The organism is Caballeronia sp. A2-2, assembly GCF_057612605.2.
Map to the genome: position 1 here is coordinate 2,051,266 of NZ_CM172587.1, position 23,421 is coordinate 2,074,686.

At 63.7% G+C, this 23,421-nt stretch carries 16 protein-coding genes; 6 read left to right on the top strand and 10 right to left on the bottom strand.

Annotated elements, in window-relative coordinates; all coding sequences use genetic code 11:
- Positions 1-7 precede the first annotated feature (7 nt).
- Positions 8-1,939 (bottom strand): ATP-binding cassette domain-containing protein, encoded by a 1,932-nt coding sequence (locus tag ACZCWR_RS09755; RefSeq protein WP_487300568.1) that lies wholly within the window; start codon positions 1,937-1,939, stop codon positions 8-10.
- A gap of 150 nt (positions 1,940-2,089) precedes the next feature.
- On the opposite strand from ACZCWR_RS09755, the gene ACZCWR_RS09760 reads away from it, so the two are divergent.
- A complete protein-coding gene (locus ACZCWR_RS09760) occupies positions 2,090-2,578 on the top strand; it encodes a glutathione peroxidase (RefSeq protein WP_487300569.1) in 489 nt (162 codons plus the stop codon).
- A 3-nt stretch (positions 2,579-2,581) separates the two neighbouring features.
- Here ACZCWR_RS09760 and cls read toward each other — a convergent pair whose 3' ends face one another.
- The 6 genes from cls to dapC form a co-directional block, all read right to left on the bottom strand.
- Entirely contained in the window at positions 2,582-4,075 is a 1,494-nt protein-coding gene (cls, locus tag ACZCWR_RS09765) for a cardiolipin synthase (protein ID WP_487300570.1), read from the bottom strand.
- A 90-nt stretch (positions 4,076-4,165) separates the two neighbouring features.
- Positions 4,166-5,050 (bottom strand): 50S ribosomal protein L3 N(5)-glutamine methyltransferase, encoded by an 885-nt coding sequence (gene prmB, locus ACZCWR_RS09770; RefSeq protein ID WP_487300571.1) that lies wholly within the window; start codon positions 5,048-5,050, stop codon positions 4,166-4,168.
- A gap of 36 nt (positions 5,051-5,086) precedes the next feature.
- Positions 5,087-6,226, bottom strand: coding sequence for a succinyl-diaminopimelate desuccinylase (gene dapE / locus ACZCWR_RS09775; protein ID WP_487300572.1), 1,140 nt, complete (start codon positions 6,224-6,226; stop codon positions 5,087-5,089).
- A 111-nt stretch (positions 6,227-6,337) separates the two neighbouring features.
- Entirely contained in the window at positions 6,338-6,700 is a 363-nt protein-coding gene (locus tag ACZCWR_RS09780; protein WP_487300573.1) for an ArsC family reductase, read from the bottom strand.
- Between the two features lie 2 nt (positions 6,701-6,702).
- Positions 6,703-7,530 carry a 2,3,4,5-tetrahydropyridine-2,6-dicarboxylate N-succinyltransferase gene (gene dapD / locus ACZCWR_RS09785; RefSeq protein WP_487300574.1) on the bottom strand — a complete coding sequence of 276 codons (828 nt, stop codon included), beginning with the start codon at positions 7,528-7,530 and terminating at the stop codon, positions 6,703-6,705.
- 51 nt (positions 7,531-7,581) lie between these two features.
- Complete coding sequence (dapC, locus tag ACZCWR_RS09790; RefSeq protein WP_487300575.1) at positions 7,582-8,799, bottom strand: succinyldiaminopimelate transaminase; 1,218 nt, start codon at positions 8,797-8,799, stop codon at positions 7,582-7,584.
- Between the two features lie 214 nt (positions 8,800-9,013).
- Between dapC and ACZCWR_RS09795 the strand changes: the two genes are divergently transcribed.
- The 5 genes from ACZCWR_RS09795 (at position 9,014) to def (ending at position 17,863) form a co-directional block, all read left to right on the top strand.
- Positions 9,014-9,982 carry a DMT family transporter gene (locus ACZCWR_RS09795; protein ID WP_487300576.1) on the top strand — a complete coding sequence of 323 codons (969 nt, stop codon included), beginning with the start codon at positions 9,014-9,016 and terminating at the stop codon, positions 9,980-9,982.
- 138 nt (positions 9,983-10,120) lie between these two features.
- The gene (gene smc, locus ACZCWR_RS09800; protein WP_487300577.1) at positions 10,121-13,636 is read left to right on the top strand and encodes a chromosome segregation protein SMC; all 3,516 of its coding nucleotides are present in this window, start codon (positions 10,121-10,123) and stop codon (positions 13,634-13,636) included.
- Positions 13,637-13,785: 149 nt separating this feature from the next.
- Complete coding sequence (locus ACZCWR_RS09805; RefSeq protein ID WP_487300578.1) at positions 13,786-15,036, top strand: cell division protein ZipA C-terminal FtsZ-binding domain-containing protein; 1,251 nt, start codon at positions 13,786-13,788, stop codon at positions 15,034-15,036.
- A 218-nt stretch (positions 15,037-15,254) separates the two neighbouring features.
- Complete coding sequence (gene ligA / locus ACZCWR_RS09810; RefSeq protein ID WP_487300579.1) at positions 15,255-17,333, top strand: NAD-dependent DNA ligase LigA; 2,079 nt, start codon at positions 15,255-15,257, stop codon at positions 17,331-17,333.
- Complete coding sequence (gene def, locus ACZCWR_RS09815) at positions 17,330-17,863, top strand: peptide deformylase (protein ID WP_487300580.1); 534 nt, start codon at positions 17,330-17,332, stop codon at positions 17,861-17,863. The genes ligA and def overlap by 4 nt, the downstream gene beginning before the upstream one ends.
- Before the next feature lie 57 nt (positions 17,864-17,920).
- Here the strand turns inward: def and ACZCWR_RS09820 are convergent, their stop codons facing one another.
- The 3 genes from ACZCWR_RS09820 to ACZCWR_RS09830 form a co-directional block, all read right to left on the bottom strand.
- Positions 17,921-18,157 (bottom strand): hypothetical protein, encoded by a 237-nt coding sequence (locus tag ACZCWR_RS09820; protein ID WP_487300581.1) that lies wholly within the window; start codon positions 18,155-18,157, stop codon positions 17,921-17,923.
- Positions 18,158-18,390: 233 nt separating this feature from the next.
- A complete protein-coding gene (locus ACZCWR_RS09825; protein ID WP_487300582.1) occupies positions 18,391-20,826 on the bottom strand; it encodes a pseudouridine synthase in 2,436 nt (811 codons plus the stop codon).
- A gap of 6 nt (positions 20,827-20,832) precedes the next feature.
- Complete coding sequence (locus tag ACZCWR_RS09830) at positions 20,833-23,415, bottom strand: [protein-PII] uridylyltransferase (protein WP_487300583.1); 2,583 nt, start codon at positions 23,413-23,415, stop codon at positions 20,833-20,835.
- Positions 23,416-23,421 lie beyond the last annotated feature (6 nt).

Below are 23,421 nucleotides of genomic sequence, written 5' to 3' on the forward strand. Positions count from 1 at the left end.
CCGGTGATCAACCGATTTGTTCGAGTTCCTCGTGCGCTTCGAGCCATTCCATTTCGAGCGTTTCGAGGCGCGCGTTGACTTCGCCCTGACGACGAATCGATTCCGTGAGCCGGGTTTTCTGCGCGGCTTCATAGCTCGCCGGATCGGCGACGAACGCATCCAGCGCGGTCTTTTCCACGTTGAGCGTGTCCATTTCCTTCTCGATCTTCGCGATGCGCGTCTGCAACGGCTTCTTCAGATGCGCGACCTTCTGCCGCTCTTGCGCTTCCTGCCGGCGCTGCTCCTTGCGATTGAGCGCGCTGTCGGCGGCATCGCTTGCGCTGCCCGCATCCTTGGCCGCTGCGCGCGTTTCGGCGGCGTGTTGCAGCAGCCAGTCGCGGTAATCGTCGAGATCGCCATCGAACGGATTCAGGCGATGTTTCGCCACCAGCATGAACGTGTCCGTGGTCGCGCGCAGCAAATGCCGGTCGTGCGAGACGAGAATCAGCGTGCCTTCGAACTGCGCCAGCGCCATGGTCAGCGCGTGACGCGTTTCGAGGTCGAGGTGATTGGTCGGTTCGTCGAGCAGCAGCAGATTCGGCTTCTGCCAGATGATGAGCGCCAGCGCCAGCCGCGCCTTCTCGCCACCGGAGAACGGCGCGATCTTCGCGGTCGCCATGTCGCCGGAGAAGTTGAAGCTGCCGAGGAAATCGCGCAATTCCTGTTCGCGCGTGTCCGGTGCGAGACGCGCGAGATGCTGGAGCGCGGAATCGTCGGGGCGTAGCGTTTCCAGTTGATGCTGCGCGAAGTAGCCGATCTGCAATCCCTTGCCCTGACGCACGGAACCCGAAAGCGGGTCGAGCGTCTGCGCCAGCGTCTTGATGAGCGTCGATTTGCCTTGACCATTCGCGCCGAGCAAGCCGATGCGCTGCCCGTTCTGAATCGACAGCGCGACGCCTTCCACGATCGGAATCTCCGCGCCGCCGTCCGCGTGATAGCCGCAGCGCACGCCTTCCATGACGAGCATGGGATTGGGCGCGGCATCCGGTTCGCGGAATTCGAAAGTGAACGGCGAAGCGGCATGCGCGGGCGCGATCAGCTCCATCTTTTCCAGCGCCTTCATGCGGCTTTGCGCCTGCTTGGCCTTGGTCGCCTTGGCCTTGAAGCGGTCGATGAAGCTCTGCAAATGCTGCACCGTCCGCTGCTGCTTCTCATACGCGCTCTGTTGCAAGGCCAGTTGTTGCGCGCGCAGCACTTCGAACTGACTGTAGTTGCCGCCGTAACGCTTCACCTGACGATTGTCCAGATGCAGCGTGACATTGCAGACCGCATCGAGGAATTCGCGATCGTGCGAGATCACGACGAGCGTGCCGGGATAACGCCCGAGCCAGTCTTCCAGCCAGACGATGGCATCCAGGTCCAAATGGTTGGTCGGTTCGTCGAGCAGCAACAGATCGGACGGACACATCAGCGCCTGCGCGAGATTCAGCCGCATGCGCCAGCCGCCCGAGAAGCTCGTGACCGGCTCGCGGGTCTGTTCCAGCGTGAAGCCCAGACCCAGCAGCAAGGTTTCGGCGCGGGCGGGTGCGGTGTAACCATCGGCATCGGCGAAAGCGGCATGGGCTTCGGCTTCGGCGGCGCCATCGTGCGCGGCGGACGCGGATGCGATGCGCGCCTCGATCGCCCGCAAATGCGTGTCGCCATCGAGCGTGTAGTCGAGCGCGCTGCGATCCACCGCCGGCGTTTCCTGCGCGACATGCGCGATGCGCCATGACGGCGGCATCGCGAAATCGCCGCCATCGGCGTGCAACTCGCCGCGCAGCACGGAAAAGAGCGTGGATTTGCCCGCGCCGTTCGCGCCGACGAGCCCGGCTTTCTCGCCCGGGTTGAGCGTGAAGCTGGTCGCTTCGAAAAGCGGCTTGGTGCCGCGGGACAGGCTGAACTGATTGAAGCGGATCACGTCGGAATGGCGGCGGTTTAGGCGCGGACTGAAAGGGAAAGCGCTATTTTAGACCGGACGCCCGGCGCGGCAGGGGTCGTCCGTTCGGCCAATGGCGGCGAAGGCCGCGCGTTGGTAGCATGGGCTTTCGACATCACACAGGGAGCATTCATGAGCGACACACAGGATATCTACGGCTTCACGGCGCAATCGCTGGACGGCGCGAGCGTCGGTCTCGACACTTATCGCGACAAGGTCATGCTGATCGTGAACACGGCGAGCGAATGCGGATTCACGCCGCAATACAAGGGTTTGCAGGACGTCTACACGCGCTTTGCAGCGCGCGGTTTCGAAGTGCTGGGCTTTCCGTGCAATCAGTTCGGCAAGCAGGAACCGGGCGATGCCGCGCAGATCGGCAGCTTCTGCGAGAAGAACTTCGGCGTGTCGTTTCCGATGTTCGCGAAGATCGAGGTGAACGGTGCGAACGCGCATCCGCTCTATAAGTTCCTGAAGGAAAAGGAGCCCGGCATTCTCGGCATCGAGGCGATCAAGTGGAATTTCACGAAGTTTCTGGTGGATCGCAACGGGCGCGTGGTCAAGCGTTATGCGCCGACCACAAAGCCGGAGGAGATCGCCGACGACATCGAGAAACTGCTGTAGCGCTCAGAGAATCGGCGAGAACAGCCGCGCCACGTGCATGGCCATGCGCCGATGAAACCGCGCGCTGCGGTAATCCTCGCCGTCTATTTCGAACGAATCCGCGAAGTCGTCGCGCAGCATGGTTTCGACTTCCTGCGCGAAACCGCGATCGACCGTCAGCACCGTGATTTCGAAGTTCAGCCGGAACGAACGGTTGTCGAGGTTCGCGCTGCCGATGGACGCGGCGATATCGTCCACGAGCACGACTTTCTGATGCAGAAAGCCAGGCCGATAACGGAAGATGCGCACGCCCGCTTGCACGAGGTCATACGCGTACAGCTTCGACGCGGCGAACACCACGCGATGATCGCGGCGGCTCGGAATCAGAATGCGCACGTCCACGCCGCGCATGACGGCGAGCCGCAGCGCGGAGAACACGGCTTCATCCGGTATGAGGTAGGGCGAGGTAATCCAGATACGCTCGCGCGCCGCGTTGATGGCTTCGACGAAGAACAGCGAACAGGTTTCCTGCTTGTCGGCAGGACCGCTCGACAGCACCATGCAATGCATGTTTTCGCCGGACGAGGGCGCGGCGGGACCGAGTTCGGGCAAACGCTGCGTGGCCCAGTACCAGTCTTCCGTGAACACGAACTGAATGCTCGCGACCGCCGGACCGCGCACTTCCACATGCGTGTCGCGCCACGGCGAAAGCCGCGGATTGCCGCCGAGATATTCGACGCCCACGTTATGCCCGCCGATGAACGCGCTCTTGCCGTCCACCACGACGATCTTGCGGTGATTGCGGAAGTTGATCTGAAACCGATGCACAAACTTGCGCCGCGCCGCGAACGGATGCGCCTCGACGCCCGCCGCGCGCAACGCGTTCACATAGCGATGCGGCAAGTCGAAGCTGCCAATGCTGTCGTAGAGGAAGTACACGCGCACGCCCGCCTGCGCCTTCGCGATCAGCAGATGCTTGAGCTTCTCGCCGAGTTCGTCCGCGCGCACGATGAAGAACTGCACGACCACGTATTGTTCGGCGGCGGCGATGGCATCGAGGATCGCGGCGAAGGTGGCATCGCCATTGATGAGCACGCGCACCGCGTTGCCGCGCAGGAACGGCATGCCCGAGAGCCGCTGCAAGGTGCGGATGGTCGGATTGCCGAGATAGGCGGCGGGGCCCGGCGCGAGTTCGCCGCGTGCGCCTGCGCCGTCTACGAGGGCTGTTTCGGTACTGGCATCGCTGCGGTCGTCAGAATCCCATTCGGCGGGCTTCGACCGATTGCGAAGGATGTCGCGCTCCAGACGCTTTTCGTCGATATAACCGGCGAACTTGCTGCGTCCGAGGAACAGGTAAGGGATGAGCGTGAAGTACGGCATCGCCACGAGCGAGACGGCCCATGCGACCGCGCCCTGCGAGGTGCGCGTGTTGGTGATGGCGTGAATGGCGGCGATCACGCCGAGCACGTGCGCAGCCATCACGAGCGTGCCGACGTGAAGCCAGTCTGATGCTTGCATGGATGGCGACCGGTTCGAATTCCGCCACGGCATGAGACCGTGGCGGCGATGCGCCATCTTACCGAACCGTCAGCCCAAAAAGCACGAACATCAGCCGGGCAAATCCGCCGCCTGAATAAGAAACACGTTGTCGTCGCCCGCGCTGGTCGATAACCAGACGAGATCCAGCCCGCCGAGTTCGGCTTCGACATTGGCCCGCTCGTTGCCGATCTCGACGACCAGCACGCCGTCCTCGGTCAGCCACTTGCCCGCTTCGCGCACGATGCGCCGCACCACGTCCATGCCGTTCGCGCCGCCCGCGAGCGCCAGTTCCGGCTCGTGACGGTATTCCTCTGGCAGCGATTGCATGGCGTGCGCGTTGACATACGGCGGATTCGTGATGATGACCTCGTACTTCGCCTTGGGCAGCGGCGCGTACAGATCGCCTTCGTACAGCGTCACGCGATCTTCCAGCGCGTAATCGTCCACGTTGCGGCGCGCGACCGCGAGCGCATCGGCGGAAATATCCACGGCGTCGATATCCGCGTTCTCGAAGGCCTGCGCCGCGAGAATCGCGAGACAACCCGAGCCGGTGCACAGTTCGAGCACGCGCGTGACGTGATCCGGGTCGGCCACATAAGGCTGCAAACCGTCCTGCAACAGTTCGCCGATGAACGAGCGCGGCACGATCACGCGCTCATCGACATAGAAACGATGACCGTGCATCCACGCTTCCTGCGTGATGTATGCGGCGGGCACGCGGTCGGTCGCGCGGCGTTCGATCACTTTCATGACGGCATCGATTTCGGTATCGAGCAGGCGCGCGTCGAGAAACGGTTCGAGCGTGTCCAGCGGCAGATGCAGCGTGTGCAGGATCAGATACGCGGCTTCGTCGTAAGCGTTGGACGAGCCGTGGCCGAACGAGAGACCCGCTTGCGTGAAGCGCGAGACGCCGAAGCGCAGCAGATCGCGCAGAGTGGTGAAGGGCAGCGCCATCGAAGGCTCCTTTTATTGCCTGGGGTTGATCAACGTTCAGACGACGAGTTGTTCCAGCACGCGCCGATACACGTTCTTCAACGGTTCGATGAAGCGCACTTCGACATGCTCGTCGATCTTGTGGATGGTGCCGTTGGGCGGCCCGAATTCGACCACCTGATCGCAGATGCGCGCGATGAAGCGGCCATCGGACGTGCCACCCGTGGTGGACAGTTCGGCGCTGACGCCGGTTTCATCGGCGATGGCTTTTTCGAGCGCATCCGACAGCGCGCCGCGCGGCGTGAGAAAGGGCAGGCCGCTCACGATCCACGTCATGTCGTAGTCGAAACCGTGCTTGTCGAGAATGGCGTGCACGCGCGCTTGCAGACCTTCGACCGTGCTCGCGGTCGAGAAGCGGAAGTTGAACATCAGGTCTGCATGACCGGGAATGATGTTGGTCGCGCCGGTGCCCGAATGCAGGTTGGACACTTGCCACGTGGTCGGCGGGAAGTATTCGTTGCCGTCGTCCCAACGTTCGGCGACCAGTTCCGCCAACGCAGGCGCCAGCAGATGCACCGGATTTTTCGCCAGATGCGGATAGGCGATATGCCCCTGCACGCCCTTGACGGTGAGCTTGCCGGTCATGGAACCGCGCCGGCCGTTCTTCACCATGTCGCCGAGCGTGGCGTTCGAAGTGGGTTCGCCGACGATGCAGTAATCGAGCCGCACGCCGCGCGCCTGCAACGCTTCCACGACCTTGATGGTGCCATCGGTCGCGGGGCCTTCTTCATCGCTCGTGATGAGAAACGCCAGCGAGTTTCGATGATCGGGATAGTGCGCGACGAACTCCTCGCTCGACACGACGAACGCCGCCAGCGACGCCTTCATATCCGCCGCGCCCCGCCCGTAGAGCTTGCCATCGCGATGCGTCGGCGTGAAGGGCGGCGACGTCCATTGTTCGAGCGGGCCGGTGGGGACGACATCAGTGTGGCCGGCGAACGCGAGCAGCTTGCCTGCGTGGCCCGCCGTGCCGCGCTTCACGGCCCACAGATTCGTGACGCCGCCCGATTCGATGATTTCGCATTCGAAGCCGATGCGCGCGAGCCGCTCGATCATGAGCGACTGGCAAGCCTGATCGTCGGGCGTGACCGACGCGCGTTCGATCAGCGCTTCGGTGAGGGAGAGGGTGGCGGACATGTCCGTATCAGGATGAATTCGGGATGAAAAATGCCGGCGCGGCGGCCGGCACTCGTGGCGTTCTTGACGTAGCGTGCGATGACCGTGGAGATCGCAGTCATCGCACGTCGATCACGCGAAAAGCGTTTCGTACTGCTCGGCGGAAAACCCGAGCGTCTTCACGCGGCCATTCACGACCACCACGGGCCGCTTGATGATCGACGGCTTGTGGATCATCAGCGCGATGGCGCCGGTGGTCGTGTCGGCTTCGGCCTTGTGGACATCCGACAGGCCGCGCCACGTGGTGCCGCGCTTGTTGATGAGCTGGTCCAGCGGCACGTCCTTGAGCCAGTCGCGCACCAAAGGCTCCGACACGCCCGCTTTCTTGAAGTCGTGAAACTCGAACTCCACGCCATGTTCCTCCAGCCACACACGCGCTTTCTTAACGGTGTCGCAGTTGGGAATGCCGTACACGACGGTTGTCTTTCTGGCCACGCTCAGTCGCCTCGCAGTAGTTCGTTCAGGCCGACCTTGGCGCGCGTCTTGGCATCCACTTTCTTGACGATGACGGCGCAATACAAGCTGTGCGAGCCGTCCTTCGAAGGCAGATTGCCCGCGACCACCACGGAGCCCGCCGGAATGCGGCCATACGTGACTTCGCCGGTTTCGCGGTCATAAATCTTGGTCGACTGGCCGAGATACACGCCCATCGAAATGACCGAGTTTTCCTCGACGATCACGCCTTCAACCACTTCCGAGCGCGCGCCGATAAAGCAGTTGTCCTCGATGATGACCGGATTGGCCTGCAACGGCTCCAGCACGCCGCCGATACCCACGCCGCCCGACAGATGCACGTTCTTGCCGATCTGCGCGCACGAACCGACCGTCGCCCACGTATCGACCATCGAGCCTTCATCGACATACGCGCCGATGTTGGTGTACGACGGCATCAACACTACGTTCTTCGCGATGAACGAACCACGCCGCGCAATCGCCGGCGGCACCACGCGAAAGCCGCCTGCCGCGAAATCTTCGGCGGTGTAATCGGCGAACTTCGAAGGAACCTTGTCGTAGAACTGCGAGTAGCCGCCCGCGGGCATCGGCGCGTTGTCTTCCAGACGGAACGACAGCAGCACGGCCTTCTTGAGCCATTGATTCACGACCCATTCGCCGTCGCGCTTTTCGGCGACGCGCATCTGACCTTTGTCGAGTTGCGCGATTGCATGCGCCACGGCTTCGCGCACTTCGGCGGGCGAGGCCTTGGGCGACAGCTCGGCGCGGTTTTCCCAGGCTTGATCGATGATGCTCTGAAGTTGTTCCGACATGATGTGGTTCAAGGATGAGAGTGTGGGATGAGCGACGCTCGGGTGCGCAGTCTATGCAGCGAGCGTGCGGCAGAATTCGACGATGCGGCGCGCGCCTTCGGCACATTCCTCGACTTCGGCGACGAGCGCGATACGCACGAAGCCCTCGCCGGGATTCGTGCCATGCGCGGTGCGGGCGAGAAACGAGCCGGGCAGAACGGTCACATTATAGTCGGCGTACAGGCGCGCGGCGAACTCGGTGTCCGAGAGGCCGGTGCGCGTGACGTTCGCCCAGAGGTAGAACGCGGCATCGGGCAAACGCACGTCGAGGACCTCGGCCAGCATGGGCGTGACGGTTTCGAATTTCTTCAGATACTTCGCACGGTTCTCGCGCACGTGCGTTTCGTCCTTCCACGCGGCGACGCTCGCGCGCTGGAATACGGTCGATAACGCCGCGCCGTGATACGTGCGATACAGCAGGAAGTTCTTCAGGATCGATGCATCGCCCGCGACGAAACCCGAGCGCATGCCGGGCACGTTGGAGCGCTTCGACAGGCTCGACAACATGATGAGCCGCTCGAAACCGCGACCCAGCAAACGCGCTGCTTCGAGGCCGCCCAACGGCGGATTCGCTTCGTCGAAATAGATCTCGGAATAGCATTCGTCGGACGCGATCACGAAGCCGTGCTTATCCGACAGCGCGAAGAGTTCGCGCCAGTTGTCGAGCGTGAGCACCGCGCCGGTTGGGTTGCCCGGCGAGCATAGATAGAGCAGTTGCGTGCGCGCCCAGATGTCGTCCGGCACGGTCGAATAGTCGCACGCGAAGTTGAGCGAAGGATCGCTGTTGACGAAGTAAGGCTCGGCGCCCGCGAGGATCGCCGCGCCTTCGTAGATTTGATAGAACGGGTTCGGACAGAGTACGATGGGCGGCCTGGCCGGATCGGCGTCACGGCTGTCGATCACCGTCTGCGCGAACGCGAACAAGGCTTCGCGCGAGCCGGAAACGGGCAGCACTTGCGTGGCGGCATCGATCTCGGGCAGGCCGTAGCGTTGCTTGAGCCACGTAGCGATGGCTTCGCGCAAAGGCTCGCTGCCGAGCGTGAGCGGATAGCCCGACAAGCCATCGAGCGCGTCGATCACGGCATCGCGCACGAGAGTAGGTGTTGGATGTTTCGGCTCGCCGATGCCAAAGCTGATCGGCGAAAATTCCGCGCGCGGCTGAACGCCCTTGAACAGCAGGCGCAGCTTTTCGAACGGATACGGCTGAAGTTTCTTGAGAAGTGGATTCACGGCGTGACCGATTCGATTGGTTCGATGTGCGACATGGATCAACAAACGCGCGCGCCCGAAACGTCAGACGCAGCACCGGCGACAAGCCGACGATTATACCGCGCGCCCCTTTCGCGAAAGGCCGGGCGCAGACGCGGAAACCAAGAAAGGAACGCATGAACAAGCTCGTAAAGGGCGCTTTGCCGGAGATAAACCCGAAACACGGAGCGGCCCGATGACCCGCCGCTTCAACGATGCCTTGCCTACGCTTGCCATCATGCTCGGCGCGTCGGTGTGGGGGCTCGTCTGGTATCCCATGCGCATGCTCGCCGCGATGGGCCTGTCCGGCACCGCCGCGAGCGCATCGACGAGCGCGGCCGCGTGCGTGTTCGTGCTGCTGTTGCGGCATCGCTCGATGCGCACGCTGTCGTGGCACTGGCTGCTGGTGGCGCTGGGCGTGGCGGCGGGCGTGACGAGCATCGGCTTCGTGTGGGGCGCGATCCACGGGCAGGTCATGCGCGTGTTGCTGCTGTTCTATCTCACGCCCGCGTGGACTGCCGTTTTCGCGCACTTCATCCTGCGCGACCGCCTCACGCGCGCCGATGCGCTGCTTTCTCTTTTGTCCCTCGCCGGTGCCGTGACGATGTTGTGGTCGCCCAAGCTCGGCCTGCCGCTGCCCGCGAACCTCGCCGAATGGGCGGGCCTCATGGGCGGCATGGGCTTCGCGATGAGCAACGTGCTGGTCGTGCGCATCACACGCGTGCTGCCGGAGATGAAACCCGAGATGCGCACGGCCGTGATCTTCGGCGGCGCGGCGCTCGTCGCATCGCTGGTCACGCTGTTCGAGCCGATGCCAACACCGCCCGCCGCCTCGCAGATGGGCACGGTCGCGTTCATCGTGGTCGGGCTGGGCGTGGTGCTGGCGGTGAACAACATCATCGTGCAGATCGGGTTGGCGCGGGTGCCGGCCAATCGTGCATCGATCATCATGCTGTTCGAACTTGTCGTGACCGCGCTGTCGTCGTGGCTGTTCGCGGGCGAGGTGCCGGGCGCGCGCGAATGGGCGGGCGGCGCGTGCATCGTGGTGGCGTGCGTGCTGTCGGCGTGGGTGCATCGTCAGCGCGCGCCGGTCGCGGGCGATGCATCCATCGACACGAAAGAGAGCCCCAAAGCCAGGAAGAATTCGCATCGCGCGATGGTATGATGGTGTCCGCCCGCCGGGTCAGCCAGGCCGGAACACTTTCATCGCAAAGGGCGGGCACGAAACGAATTCGAGCGACGGGCCGGAGTGCGGCCTGTCTGCAATCCATCCTCCGTAATTCATTCAATCAGCGATATCGCCGTGCGTCTGACCTCGATAAAACTCGCTGGCTTCAAGTCCTTCGTCGATCCCACGCACTTCCAGGTTCCCGGCCAGCTCGTCGGGGTGGTCGGGCCGAATGGCTGTGGCAAGTCCAACATCATCGATGCCGTGCGCTGGGTGCTCGGCGAATCGCGCGCGTCCGAGTTGCGCGGCGAGTCGATGCAGGACGTCATCTTCAACGGCTCGACGGCCCGCAAGCCCGGCAGCCGCGCCAGCGTCGAACTGATCTTCGATAACGGCGACGGACGCGCCGCCGGTCAGTGGAGCGCCTACGGCGAGATCGCCGTGAAGCGCGTGCTCACGCGCGATGGCACCTCCAGCTACTACATCAACAATCTTCCCGCGCGACGCCGCGACATTCAGGACATCTTCCTCGGCACGGGCCTCGGGCCGCGTGCTTACGCGATCATCGGGCAGGGCATGATCGCGCGCATCATCGAGGCCAAGCCTGAAGAACTGCGCGTGTTTCTGGAAGAAGCGGCGGGTGTGTCGAAGTACAAGGAACGGCGTCGCGAAACCGAGAACCGTCTGCACGACACGCGCGAGAATCTGACGCGCGTGGAAGATATCGTGCGCGAGTTGTCGTCGAATCTGGAGAAGCTCGAAGGGCAGGCGGTCGTCGCGACGAAGTACAAGGATTTGCAGACGGAAGGCGAGGAAAAGCAACGCATGTTGTGGCTTCTTCGCAAGAACGAAGCGGGCAACGAGGCCGAGCGTCAGCAACGCGCGATCCGCGAGGCGCAGGTCGAACTCGAAGCGCAGACCGCGCGTCTGCGTGAAGTCGAGGCGCAACTGGAAACGCTGCGCGTGGCGCATTACAGCGCAAGCGATGCCATGCAGGGCGCGCAAGGCGCACTCTACGAAGCGAACGCGGAAGTGAGCCGGTTGGAAGCGGAGATTCGCTTCATCGTCGAATCACGCAATCGCACGCAGGCGCAGATCGCGGCGCTCACCGCGCAACGCGAGCAATGGCAGACGCAGGCGCAGAAGGCGCGCGATGAAATCGATACCGCATCCGAAGCCTTGGCGGAAGGCGAGGAAAAAGCGGCCATCGCACAGGAAAACGCGGTGTTGAAGCAGGACGCGCTGCCCGCACTCGAAGCCCGCTACCGTGATGCTCAAGCGCAGCTCAACGAGGAACGCGCAGGCATCGCGCGCGCAGAACAGGCGTTGAAGCTCGAAGCGGCGCATCAGCGCAACGCGGATCAGCAGCTTCAGCAATTGCAGCAGCGTCAGGAACGCCTGAAAACCGAAGCGAGCGGGCTGGATGCCCCCGACGAAGCGCATCTCGAAGAACTGCGCATGCAGCTTGCCGAGCACGAGGAGATTCTTGCCGAAGCGCAAGCGCGTTTATCGGATGCACAGGACACCGCACCGCGTCTGGATGCCGCGCGCCGCGAAGCGCAGGAGCGCGTGCAGAAGGAAAGCGCGCATATCCATCAACTCGAAGCGCGTCTGGCTGCCTTGAAGCAGCTTCAGGACAGCGTGCAGACCGAAGGCAAGATTCAGCCGTGGCTCGACAAGCACGAACTCGGCGCGCTGCCGCGTCTGTGGAAGAAGCTGCATGTCGAAACGGGCTGGGAAGCGGCGCTCGAAGCGGTGCTGCGCGAACGGCTCGCCGGGCTGGAAGTGTCGAATCTGGATTGGGTGAAAGCCTTCGCCACCGATGCACCGCCCGCCAAGCTCGCGTTCTATTCGCCGCCCGTCGCGGGCAAGCCGGTGGACGCGCCGCAAGGTTTGCGCGCGCTGCTTTCGCTCGTGCGCATCGACGATCCGGGCCTGCGCGCCGTGCTTAACGAATGGCTCGGCAACCATTTTGTGGCGGATGACATTGCGCAGGCATTGGCATCGCGCAATCAGTTGCCGGAAGGCGGCGCGTTCGTCGTCAAGGCAGGGCATGTCGTGTCGCGCGTGGGCGTGCAGCTTTATGCGGCGGACTCCGAACAATCGGGCATGCTGGCGCGTCAGCAGGAAATCGAAAATCTCACGAAGCAGGTGCGCGCGCAGGCGTTGCTGTCGGACGAAGCCAAGGCCAACGCCGTGCGCGCGGACGCCGCGCTGACGCAAGCATCCCAGACTCTCGCCGATGCCCGCGCCGCCGCCGAACGCGCGACTCAACGCGTCCACGCGTTGCAAATGGATGCGCTCAAGCTCACGCAGGCGCACGAGCGCTACACGCAGCGCAACACGCAGATCGGCGACGAACTGGGCGAAATCGCCGCGCAGATCGAGGAACAGCGTGCGTTGCGCGCGGAGTCCGAAGTCGCGTTCGAACGTCACGATGCCGAGATCGCGCAGTTGCAGGCGCGCTTCGAAGACAACCAGCTTGCCTTCGAATCGCTCGACGAATCGCTGACGAACGCGCGCCACGAACTGCGCGAACTCGAACGCGCGGCCAGCGATGCGAACTTCGCGGCGCGTGGTCTTGCGGCGCGCATCGAGGAATACAAGCGCAATATCGACACGGCGCACGAGCAGAGCGAACGCGTGGCGGGCGCTTTGGAAGATGCGCGTGCCGAACTCGAAACCATCAACGAGCAGACCGCGCAAACCGGCTTGCAGGATGCGCTCGAAGTGCGCGCCGCGCGTGAGGAAACGCTGCATGCGGCGCGCGTCGAACTGGACGATCTGACGGCGCGGCTGCGTCAGTCGGATGAGCAGCGGCTGTTGGCGGAACGTTCGCTGCAACCGCTGCGCGATCGCATCAACGAGTTGCAGTTGAAGGAGCAGGCGGCGCGCATCAGCGGCGAGCAGTTCGTCGAGCAGTTGCAGGCCGCGGGCGTGGATGAAAGCGAGCTTCAGGCGCGGCTCACGCCGGACACGAAGCCGTCTTATTTGCAGGGCGAAGTCACGCGCATCAACAATGCGATTGCCGCGCTCGGGCCGGTCAACATGGCGGCGCTCGAAGAACTGGCGGCGGCCACCGAACGCAAGCAATTTCTCGACGCGCAATCGGCGGATCTGAATGACGCCATCGGCACGCTGGAAGACGCGATTCAAAAGATCGATCAGGAAACGCGCGCCTTGCTGCAAGGCACGTTCGATGAAGTGAACCGTCACTTCGGCGAACTGTTCCCGCGTCTGTTCGGTGGTGGCCAGGCGAAGCTCATCATGACCGGCGATGAAATTCTCGATGCCGGCGTCCAAGTGATGGCGCAGCCGCCCGGCAAGAAGAATTCGACCATTCACCTGCTGTCGGGCGGTGAGAAGGCGCTGACGGCCACCGCGCTCGTGTTCGCCATGTTCCAGTTGAATCCCGCGCCGTTCTGCCTGCTCGACGAGGTGGACGCACCGCTGGACGACGCCAACACGGAACGCTTCGCGAACCTCGTGCGCGCGATGGCGGCCAAGACGCAGTTTCTTTTCATCTCGCACAACAAGATCGCGATGGAAATGGCGCAACAATTGATCGGCGTGACGATGCAGGAGCAGGGCGTGTCGCGCATCGTCGCGGTGGATATGGAAGCCGCTGCGGGTTTTGCGCAGAACGGTTGATTGGCTCAATGGCCGGAGTGGTTTTCCGGCCCGGTTGGCGCAGGCGGCGGAGTGGTGCGTATCGGACAGGCGACGGCTCGAAGCCGGCACGCGGCGATGCGCGCGACAGATCGCGCGGCGTCTCGTAACCCCCAGAACGTGGAGCGTGCATGGACGAGTTGACACTCGGTTTGATCGGAGCGGGAGCCGTGGTGGTGGGCGGCGTGGTGGTCTACAACGCATGGCAGAGCGCGAAAGTGCGGCGCAGGATGCCGCGCCCGATGCCCGACGAAGCGGCGGATGCGCTCGCGCGTCAGGACGGCGACGACGGCCAGCCGCAGTTCATCGAACCGGTGCGTCCGGCGCGGCGCGAAGCGGCAGCCAATGACGACGAGCCGCGTCATGCGCGCGTCGAGCCGAGTTTTGGCGCATCAAGCGCGGCGGCGATCGTGCCGCCCGTCGCGCCTGCGGATACGGCGCTCGATCTTCAGGCCGAGGCTGTGTCGGCGAATGGCGCATCCGAAGAAGCCGAGCCTTTGGATACCGATGACGAGCGCGCCGAACCGGTGATGCCTGCCGCGACCACCGTTTCTCCCGCGCCGCCAGCGGCCGTGGATCGGCGCATCGACTGCGTGGTGCCGATTCGTCTGGGCGGACCGATCGCGGGCGATCGCGTGATTCCGCTTGCGCAAAAGCTGCGTCGCGCGGGCACGAAGCCGGTCACCATCGAAGGCAAGACCGAAGGCGACACAGGTTGGGAATTGCCGCGCAGCGGCGCGCGCTACGACGAACTGCGCGCGGCCGCGCAACTCGCCAATCGCAGCGGTCCGCTCAACGAACTGGAGTTCTCCGAGTTCGTGACCGGCGTGCAACGGCTGGCGGACACGCTCGACGGCGCGCCCGAATTCCCCGACATGATGGAAACCGTCGGCATGGCGCGCGAACTCGACGGCTTCGCCGCGCAGTGCGACGCGCAACTGTCGATCAATATCCTCTCCGATGGCGCGCCATGGTCGGCGAACTACGTGCAGGCGGTGGCATCGCAAGATGGCTTGCTGCTCTCGCGCGACGGCACGCGCTTCGTGAAGCTCGACGCGAAGCAGAACCCCGTCTTCATGCTTCAGTTCGGCGACACCAATTTCTTGCGCGACGACCTCACGTACAAGGGCGGCCAGATGATCACGCTGGTGCTCGACGTGCCCGTCGCGGATGAAGACATCCTGCCGTTCAGGCTCATGTGCGATTACGCGAAGTCGTTGTCCGAGCGCATCGGCGCGCGCGTGGTCGACGATCAGCGGCGGCCGCTGCCGGAATCCGCGCTGCTCGCCATCGAAAAGCAATTGATGACGCTTTATGCGAAGCTGGAGCAGGCGGGCATGCCCGCGGGTTCTCCGGCCACGCGGCGGCTGTTCAGCCAGTAGTCTCGTGACTCGCGCCGGATCATCCGGTGCGCGACGGGACCGACGATTGCGCCCCGCACGGGGCGCTTTTGTTTGCATCTTTATACGTGCGTCGCGCCGCAGTTAGCCCATTCGGCCGATGCCACGATTTACCGATCTTCTGCGACAATCGAACGGTCGGTTGACTGATTTACCTCAACCATTCAAACGAAGAACCCAGTCGCATGTCCGCAAAACGCATGTCCGCAAAAACGAAAGCCGAATCCGCCGCTGCCGCCAAGTCGGAAGCCGCCGTGCCCGACGCCAGTCGTCCGGCCGAGCGCGCCGCATGGCTGCGCTCGGAACTGGAACGGGCGAACTACGCGTATTACGTGCTCGACCAGCCGGATTTGCCCGACGCCGAATACGACACGCTTTTCAAGGAACTGCAGGGCATCGAGACCGATCATCCGGATCTCATCACGCCGGAGTCGCCTACTCAGCGCGTGGGCGGCGAAGTGGCCGAGGGCTTCACGCCGGTCGTGCATGACGTGCCCATGCTCTCGCTCAACAACGGTTTCGCGGATGAAGACATCGCCGCCTTCGACAAGCGTGTCTCGGATGCGCTCGGCCATGCGCCGGTCGATTACGCGTGCGAACTGAAGTTCGACGGCCTGGCCATTTCCCTGCGTTACGACGACGGCAAGTTCGTGCAGGCCGCCACCCGCGGCGATGGCGCGACCGGCGAGGATGTCACCGCGAACGTGCGCACCATCCGCTCCATTCCGCTTACGCTTAAAGGCAAGCACGTGCCGAAGCGGCTCGACGTGCGCGGCGAAGTGCTCATGTTCAAGCGTGATTTCGAACGCCTCAACACGCGCCAGCGCGACGCCGGTCAGCGCGAATTCGCCAATCCGCGCAACGCGGCGGCGGGCGGTCTGCGTCAGCTCGACCCGAAGATGACCGCGCAGCGTTCGCTGTCGTTCTTCGCGTACGGCATCGGCGTGCTGGAAGGCGCGGACATGCCGCCGACGCACGCCGCCATGCTCGACTGGTACAAGGAAATGGGCCTGCCGGTGAACGGCGAGCGCGCGGTGGTGCAGGGCGTGGACGGGCTGCTCGGCTTCTTTGCGAAGACCGGCGAGAAACGCGAGAAGCTGCCTTACGACATCGACGGCGTGGTCTATAAGGTCGATTCACGCGAGGAACAGGACAAGCTCGGCTTCGTGTCGCGCGCGCCGCGCTTCGCGCTCGCGCACAAATTCCCGGCGCAGGAAGCGCTCACGCAATTGCTCGCCATCGACGTGCAGGTGGGCCGCACTGGCGCAATCACGCCAGTCGCGCGACTCGCGCCGGTGTTCGTCGGCGGCGCGACGGTGACGAACGCCACGCTGCACAATGAAGACGAAGTGCGGCGCAAGGATATCCGCATCGGCGATACGGTGACGGTGCGCCGCGCGGGCGACGTGATTCCCGAAGTGGTCGGCGCGATCCTCGAACGCCGTCCGGACGATGCGCGCGAGTTCGTTATGCCGACCGAATGCCCGGTGTGCGGCTCGAAGATCGAACGTCTGCCGGACGAAGCTATCGCGCGCTGCACGGGCGGCTTGTTCTGTCCGGCGCAGCGCAAGCAGGCGCTGTGGCACTTCGCGCAGCGCCGCGCGCTCGACATCGACGGACTGGGCGAGAAGATCATCGATCAACTCGTCGATGAAAACCTCGTGCGCACGCCCGCCGACCTCTTTAGCCTCGGCTTCTCGACGCTCGCCGCGCTTGACCGTTTCGCCGACAAATCCGCGCAAAACCTGCTCGATTCGCTGGAAAAGGCTCGCAAGACCACGCTCGCGCGTTTCATTTACGCGCTGGGAATCCGGCATGTCGGCGAATCGACCGCGAAGGATCTCGCCAAACATTTCGGCTCGCTTAATCCGATCATGGACGCATCGGTCGAAGAATTGCTGGAAGTCAACGATGTCGGCCCGATCGTCGCTGAAGCCATCCATAATTTCTTCAGCGAAGAACACAACCAGCATGTGATCGAACAGTTGCGCGCCAGCGTGTCATGGCCGGAAGGGCCGCCCGCGCCGAAAGCGCCGCAGGGCGTGCTGGCCGGCAAGACCGTGGTGCTGACGGGCACGCTGCCCGCGCTCTCGCGCGAGGAAGCGAAGGAGATGCTGGAGGCGGCGGGCGCGAAGGTCGCAGGCTCGGTGTCGAAAAAGACCGACTACGTGGTGGCGGGCGCGGACGCGGGCAGCAAGCTCGCGAAGGCCGAGGAACTCGGGGTTCCCGTTCTCGACGAAGACGGCATGAGGAAGCTTTTGGAAGGAGTCACTCCATGATTCGCGAAATCCTGAAAATGGGCGATCCGCGTTTGCTGCGCGTCGCCGCGCCCGTCGAACATTTCGACACGCCGGAACTGCACACGCTCGTGCAGGACATGTTCGACACCATGCGCGATGCCAACGGCGCGGGACTCGCCGCACCGCAGATTGGCGTGGATTTGCAGGTGGTGATTTTCGGGTTCGGGCACAACGAACGTTATCCGGATGCGCCGTCGGTGCCGGAAACCGTGCTCATCAATCCGATCATCACGCCGAACGGGCATGACATGGAGGAGGGCTGGGAAGGCTGTCTGTCCGTGCCGGGTCTGCGCGGTGCGGTGCAGCGCTTTTCGATGATCCGCTATCAGGGCTTCGATCAGTACGGCAACGCCATCGAGCGGCTGGCAGAGGGCTTTCATGCGCGCGTCGTGCAGCATGAGTGCGATCATCTGATCGGCAAGCTGTATCCCATGCGCATCACCGACTTTTCGAAGTTCGGCTTCACGGATGTGCTGTTTCCGGGACTGGACGCGGTGAGCGACGACTGAACGCGCACCGGGCCTGAGATTGCATCGACCAAGCCGCTCATCAAGAGCGGCTTTCTTTTATGCGAGGGATTTGGGCGAGCCGCTGGGTTCCGGCTGGCGGAACAGCGCGACGTGTTCGGGATTGGCGGACGCTTGCAGACGGCCGTCCGGCAGACGCGCGATGACCATTTCACCGACGCCGGGGCTCATGACGACCACTTCGTCGCGCAGGGCGAGCAGGGCTTCGAGCCGTCGTCGGCCGCTGACGATCTCCAGACCGGTTCCGGTATCACGAACGATGATTTCAACTGACATGGCGATTTCTCCTCGATGCCGATCAATGCGTGGCCGCTGGCTCGTCGCGTTGGATAGGTAAATCCCCGCGCTCAACTGAATAACGGACCTTTGGCCTATTTTCTTTAATCAAAAAAAGATCAAAAAAAATCACCGCGCTTGAGGCGGTGATTTGGCGGAGTTCGAAGATTTGTTTGTCGCGTGTGCGCGACGTTTGACGCCGTCCGAACGTTCGGACGGCGGTTTCGGATGCGTCAGAAGCTTTCGTCCGGCTCCAGATAACGCCATTTACCCTGCGGCAGATCGCCCAGCGTCACCCGGCCCATGCGGATGCGCTTCAGCCCGACGACTTCCAACCCGACCATCTCGCACATGCGGCGAATCTGGCGTTTCTTGCCCTCGCGCAGCACGAAGCGCAGTTGTTCGCCGTTTTGCCAACTGACTTGCGCGGTCTTGAGCGGCACGTCGTCGAGTTCCAGACCGTGACGCAGCAGCGCGAGTTTCTCGGCGGGCAGATGTTTGTCCACATCGACCGTGTGCTCGCCCAGACGCACGCGCACGAGATACTCCTTGTCCACTTCGGAATGCCCGCCAATCAGTTGCTTGGCGATGCGGCCGTCCTGCGTGAGCACGAGCAGGCCCGTCGAATCGATGTCGAGGCGGCCGGCGGGCGCGAGCGTGCGCAGATGCGACGGCGCGAACTTGATGCCGGAGCGGTCCTCGTCCCAGTGATTCGAAGGGTTGATCAGCACGACGGCGGGTTCGTAGCCGTCCTCGGCCTGGCCCGATACGTAGCCGATCGGCTTGTGCAGGAGAATCGTGACCTGTTTGGCCTGCGCGGAATGCGCGGCGGGCAGAATCTCGATTTCCTGCGTCGGACGGATGCGCGTGCCGAGCGTATCGATAATCTCGCCATCGACGCGGACCCAGCCTTTTTCTATCCATTCGTCGGCTTCGCGGCGCGAGCACATGCCGAGTTCGGACATGACCTTCGACAGACGCACGAGGCCGTCGTTGCCGCGCTGCGGCTTGTGCTGAGCGTCGCCGGAAGTCGAAGACGAAGGGCGATCGAAGCGCGGGTCGCGGGTGAAGAGGTTGTCGGGGTCGTCGTCTCTTGAGGCGCGTTGCGGTGCGGGTGGGCGGGCGTCGTCGCGGGGTTTGTAGGGGCGGCGGTCGGTGCCTTCGCTGCTGCGGTTTGTCGGGCGTGAGTCGTCGCCGCGTCCTTTGAACGGGCGACGTTCGCCGCCTTCGCTGCCGCGGTTTGTCGGGCGGTCGCCGGAGCGTGGGCGCTCGTCGCGTGAGCCGAAGCTCGGGCGTGAGTCATCGCCGCGCGGTTTGAAGGGGCGACGTTCGCCGCCTTCGCTGCTGCGGTTTGTCGGGCGGTCGCCGGAGCGTGGGCGTTCATCGCGTGAGCCGAAGCTCGGGCGCGAATCATCACCATGCGGTTTGAACGGGCGCCGCTCGTCTCCTTCGCCACGATTGGTCGGGCGGTCGCCGAAGCGCGGGCGTTCATCGCGTCCACCGAAGCTTGGGCGCGAGTCGTTATCGCGTGGCTTGAAAGGGCGACGTTCCCCGCCTTCGCCACGATTCGCCGAGCGGTCGCCGAAGCGCGGGCGTTCATCGCGTCCACCGAAGCTTGGGCGCGAATCATCACCACGCGGTTTGAACGGGCGCCGCTCGTCTCCTTCGCCACGATTGGTCGGACGGTCGCCGAAGCGCGGTCGTTCGTCGCGTGAGCCGAAGCTCGGACGTGAATCATCACCACGCGGCTTGAACGAACGACGTTCATCGCCTTCGCTGCCACGATTCGTCGGCCGATCTCCGAAGCGCGGGCGTTCATCGCGTCCACCGAAGCTCGGACGTGAATCGTCGCCACGCGGTTTGAAAGGACGACGTTCCCCACCTTCGCCACGATTCGCCGAGCGGTCGCCAAAACCCGAGCGCGAATCATCACCACGCGGCTTGAACGAACGACGCTCGTCGCCTTCGCTGCCACGATTCGTCGGCCGATCTCCGAAGCGCGGGCGTTCCTCACGTCCACCGAAGCTCGGGCGCGAATCATCACCACGCGGTTTGAAAGGACGACGCTCGCCGCCTTCTCCACGATTCGCCGAGCGCTCGCCAAAACCCGAGCGCGAATCATCACCACGCGGCTTGAACGAACGACGTTCATCGCCTTCGCTGCCACGATTCGTCGGCCGATCGCCGAAGCCGGGACGCGAGTCGTCACCGCGCGGCTTGAACGAACGACGTTCGCCGCCTTCACCACGATTCGCCGAGCGCTCGCCGAAACCCGAGCGCGAATCATCCCCACGCGGTTTAAACGAACGCCGCTCGCCACCTTCGCCGCCGCGCGACCGTTCTTCACGCCCACCAAACCCCGTACGCGAATCCTCACCACGCGGTTTGAACGCGCGCTTTTCGCCCGCCGGCCCGCCGCGTCCACCAAAACCACCACGTTCGGAACCCGACCCCTCAGGCCGACGCTCACCCGAACGCGGTCCGGAACCTTTGAACGAAGGCCGCTCCGACGCTCCACCGCCACGCGGTTCTCGCCGCGCGGGTGCATCGCCCGAATGAGAAGGCGCTTCAGCGCGCGTAGGCTTGCGCCCGGTGGATGTGCCGGTGCGAACCGGGGAGCGCGTCGCCGAAGTGGGACGCGGATGTTTGGCTGTCAGTTTGACGCGCATAAAGTTTCAGGCTGCGATTGCGCGCAGCAGTTCGGTTTCGACCTGGATCTGGGTGCGGTTGGACGACAGGCTCTTGCCATCGAGCAGAAACACGTCCTCGACGCGTTCGCCGAGCGTGTTGATGCGCGCCGCCTGCACGCCGATCCGGTGTTGCGCGAGCACGCGCGCGATGGAATAAAGAAGGCCTTGCCGGTCGTTCGCGGACACGGAAAGGATGTAGTACTGGCCACGCTCGTCGGGGCGCAAATCCACGCGCGGCGTGACCGGAAAAGTGCGCACGAGGCGCGACACGCGTCCCTTCGACGGTTGCGGCAGGATGCTGTCATCGGTCAGCAACGCGGCCAGTTGTTGTTCGACGAGATTGGCGATGTCGCGATAACTCCCGTCGTGATCGGGATGCGCGACGAGGAAGTTATCGAGCGCGTAGCCGTGGCGCGTGGTGGTCACGCGCGCATCGAGCACGGAGAGGCCGTTTCGATCGAAATACGCGCAGATGCCGGCGAACAAGTCCGGCCGGTCTTTCACATACACGAGCACCTGCAGGGCCGCGCCGATGGGCGAGGGCCGCGCACGCACGATCGGTTCGTCGCTTTCGACATGGCGATAGAGCACGCGCGTCTGCCACGCGATATCGGCGGGATCGTGACGCAGAAAATAACCGACATCGAGCTGATTCCAGAGCTTTTTCTGCGCATGCTCGGGCACGGTTTCGAGGCGCAGCAGCGCGATAGCCGCTTCCTGACGCGACTGCAGTTCCGAGTGCGCATCCGGTTGCGCGCCGCCCAGAACCGCAAGCGTGCCGCGATAGAGGTCTTCCAGCAACTTGCCCTTCCAGTTGTTCCAGACCTTGGGGCTCGTTCCGCGAATGTCCGCGACCGTCAGCAGATACAGCGCCGTCAGACGCCGCTCCGTCTTCACGACCGCGGCGAATTCCTTGATGACTTCCGGGTCGCTCGTGTCCTGCTTCTGCGCGACCTGGCTCATCGTCAAATGTTGCTGCACGAGCCACACGACGAGATCCGTATCCTCGCCGGACATCTCGTGTTCGCGGCAGAAGCGCCGCGCGTCCGCCATGCCGAGCGTGGAGTGATCGCCGCCGCGTCCCTTCGCGATGTCATGAAACAGCGCGGCCACATACAGCACCCACGGACGCTCGAAATTGCCCATCAACTGAGCGCAAAACGGATACTCGTGCGCGTGCTCCGCAATGGCGAAACGCCGCAGATTGCGCAGCACCATGAGGATGTGCTGATCGACCGTGTAGACGTGATACAGGTCGTGCTGCATCTGCCCGACGATACGCCGGAAGTTCAGCAGATAGCGCCCGAGCACGCTCGTCTGGTTCATCAGCCGCAGCGCGTGCGTGATTCCTTCGGGCTGCTTCAGAATCTCCATGAACAGGTGCCGGTTCTGCGGATCGCGGCGCCAGTTGCGGTCCATCAGATCGCGGGCGTTGTAGATCGCGCGCAGCGTGCGGGCCGACAATCCCTTGATGCCGCGCGTCTGCTCGTAAAGCAGGAACGCTTCGAGAATGGCGAGCGGCTCGCGCTCGAACACATCGTCGTCGGCGATTTCCAGCATGCCTTGCTTCTCGACGAAACGATCGTTCAGCACGCGCGTGACGCCGCTCGTCGACGGAAAAAGCTGCGCTTCGACGTTCTGAATAAGAATGGTCGCGAGTTGCGTGACGGCTTTCGCGGCCCAGTAATAGCGGCGCATCAACTGCTCGCTCGCGCGCTTCACGGCGGTCGCTTTGTAGCCGAAACTTTCCGCGAGCGGCGTTTGCAGATCGAAAACGAGAATGTCCTGCCTGCGTTTCGCGATCACATGCAGGCGCGCGCGCAGTGTCTTGAGAAAGCTCTCGTTGCGGCGCAGTTCGCGCGCTTCGCGTTCGGTGATCAGCCCGCGCAAATCGAGTTCGCGCCAGCTACTGCCGAAATCGGCCGCGCGCGTGATCCACAGAATGAGTTGCAGATCGCGCAGCCCGCCCGGGCTTTCCTTGATGTTCGGTTCCAGGCTGTAGGGCGTGTCCTGATACTTCGCGTGGCGCTGGCGCATTTCCAGCACCTTCGCCTGAAAGAAGGCGCGCGGATCGAGCGTTTCGCGATAGCCCTTGGAAAACGTCTTGAACAAGGGCAAATCGCCGCAGATGCAGCGCGCTTCCAGGAGCGATGTCTGTATCGTGATGTCATTCCCCGCTTCCGCCAGACACTGCCCGACCGAGCGCACGCTGCTGCCGATATCGAGCCCCAAATCCCATCCCATGCCGATGAACCGCTCCACGCGACGGTTCAAGTCCGCGTTCTCGGTTTGCACAGCGGCATCCGGCAGCAGCACGAGAATATCGACGTCCGAGTAGGGCGCGAGTTCGCCGCGTCCGTAGCCGCCGACCGCGACCAGCGCCGCGTTGGCGGGCATCTCGCACGCGGTCCATGCGCCTTTCAGCGCGTCGTCGGTTGCGCGGGCGAGCGCCTGCATCAGCGGTTCGACGTGGGATGCCGTCTGAAAGCGCTCGATCAGCGCCGCCTTCGTCGTCTTCAGGGCGGCGCGCAGTGTTTCGCAGGGCGTGGCGACGGCGGGAACGCTCATGGATCG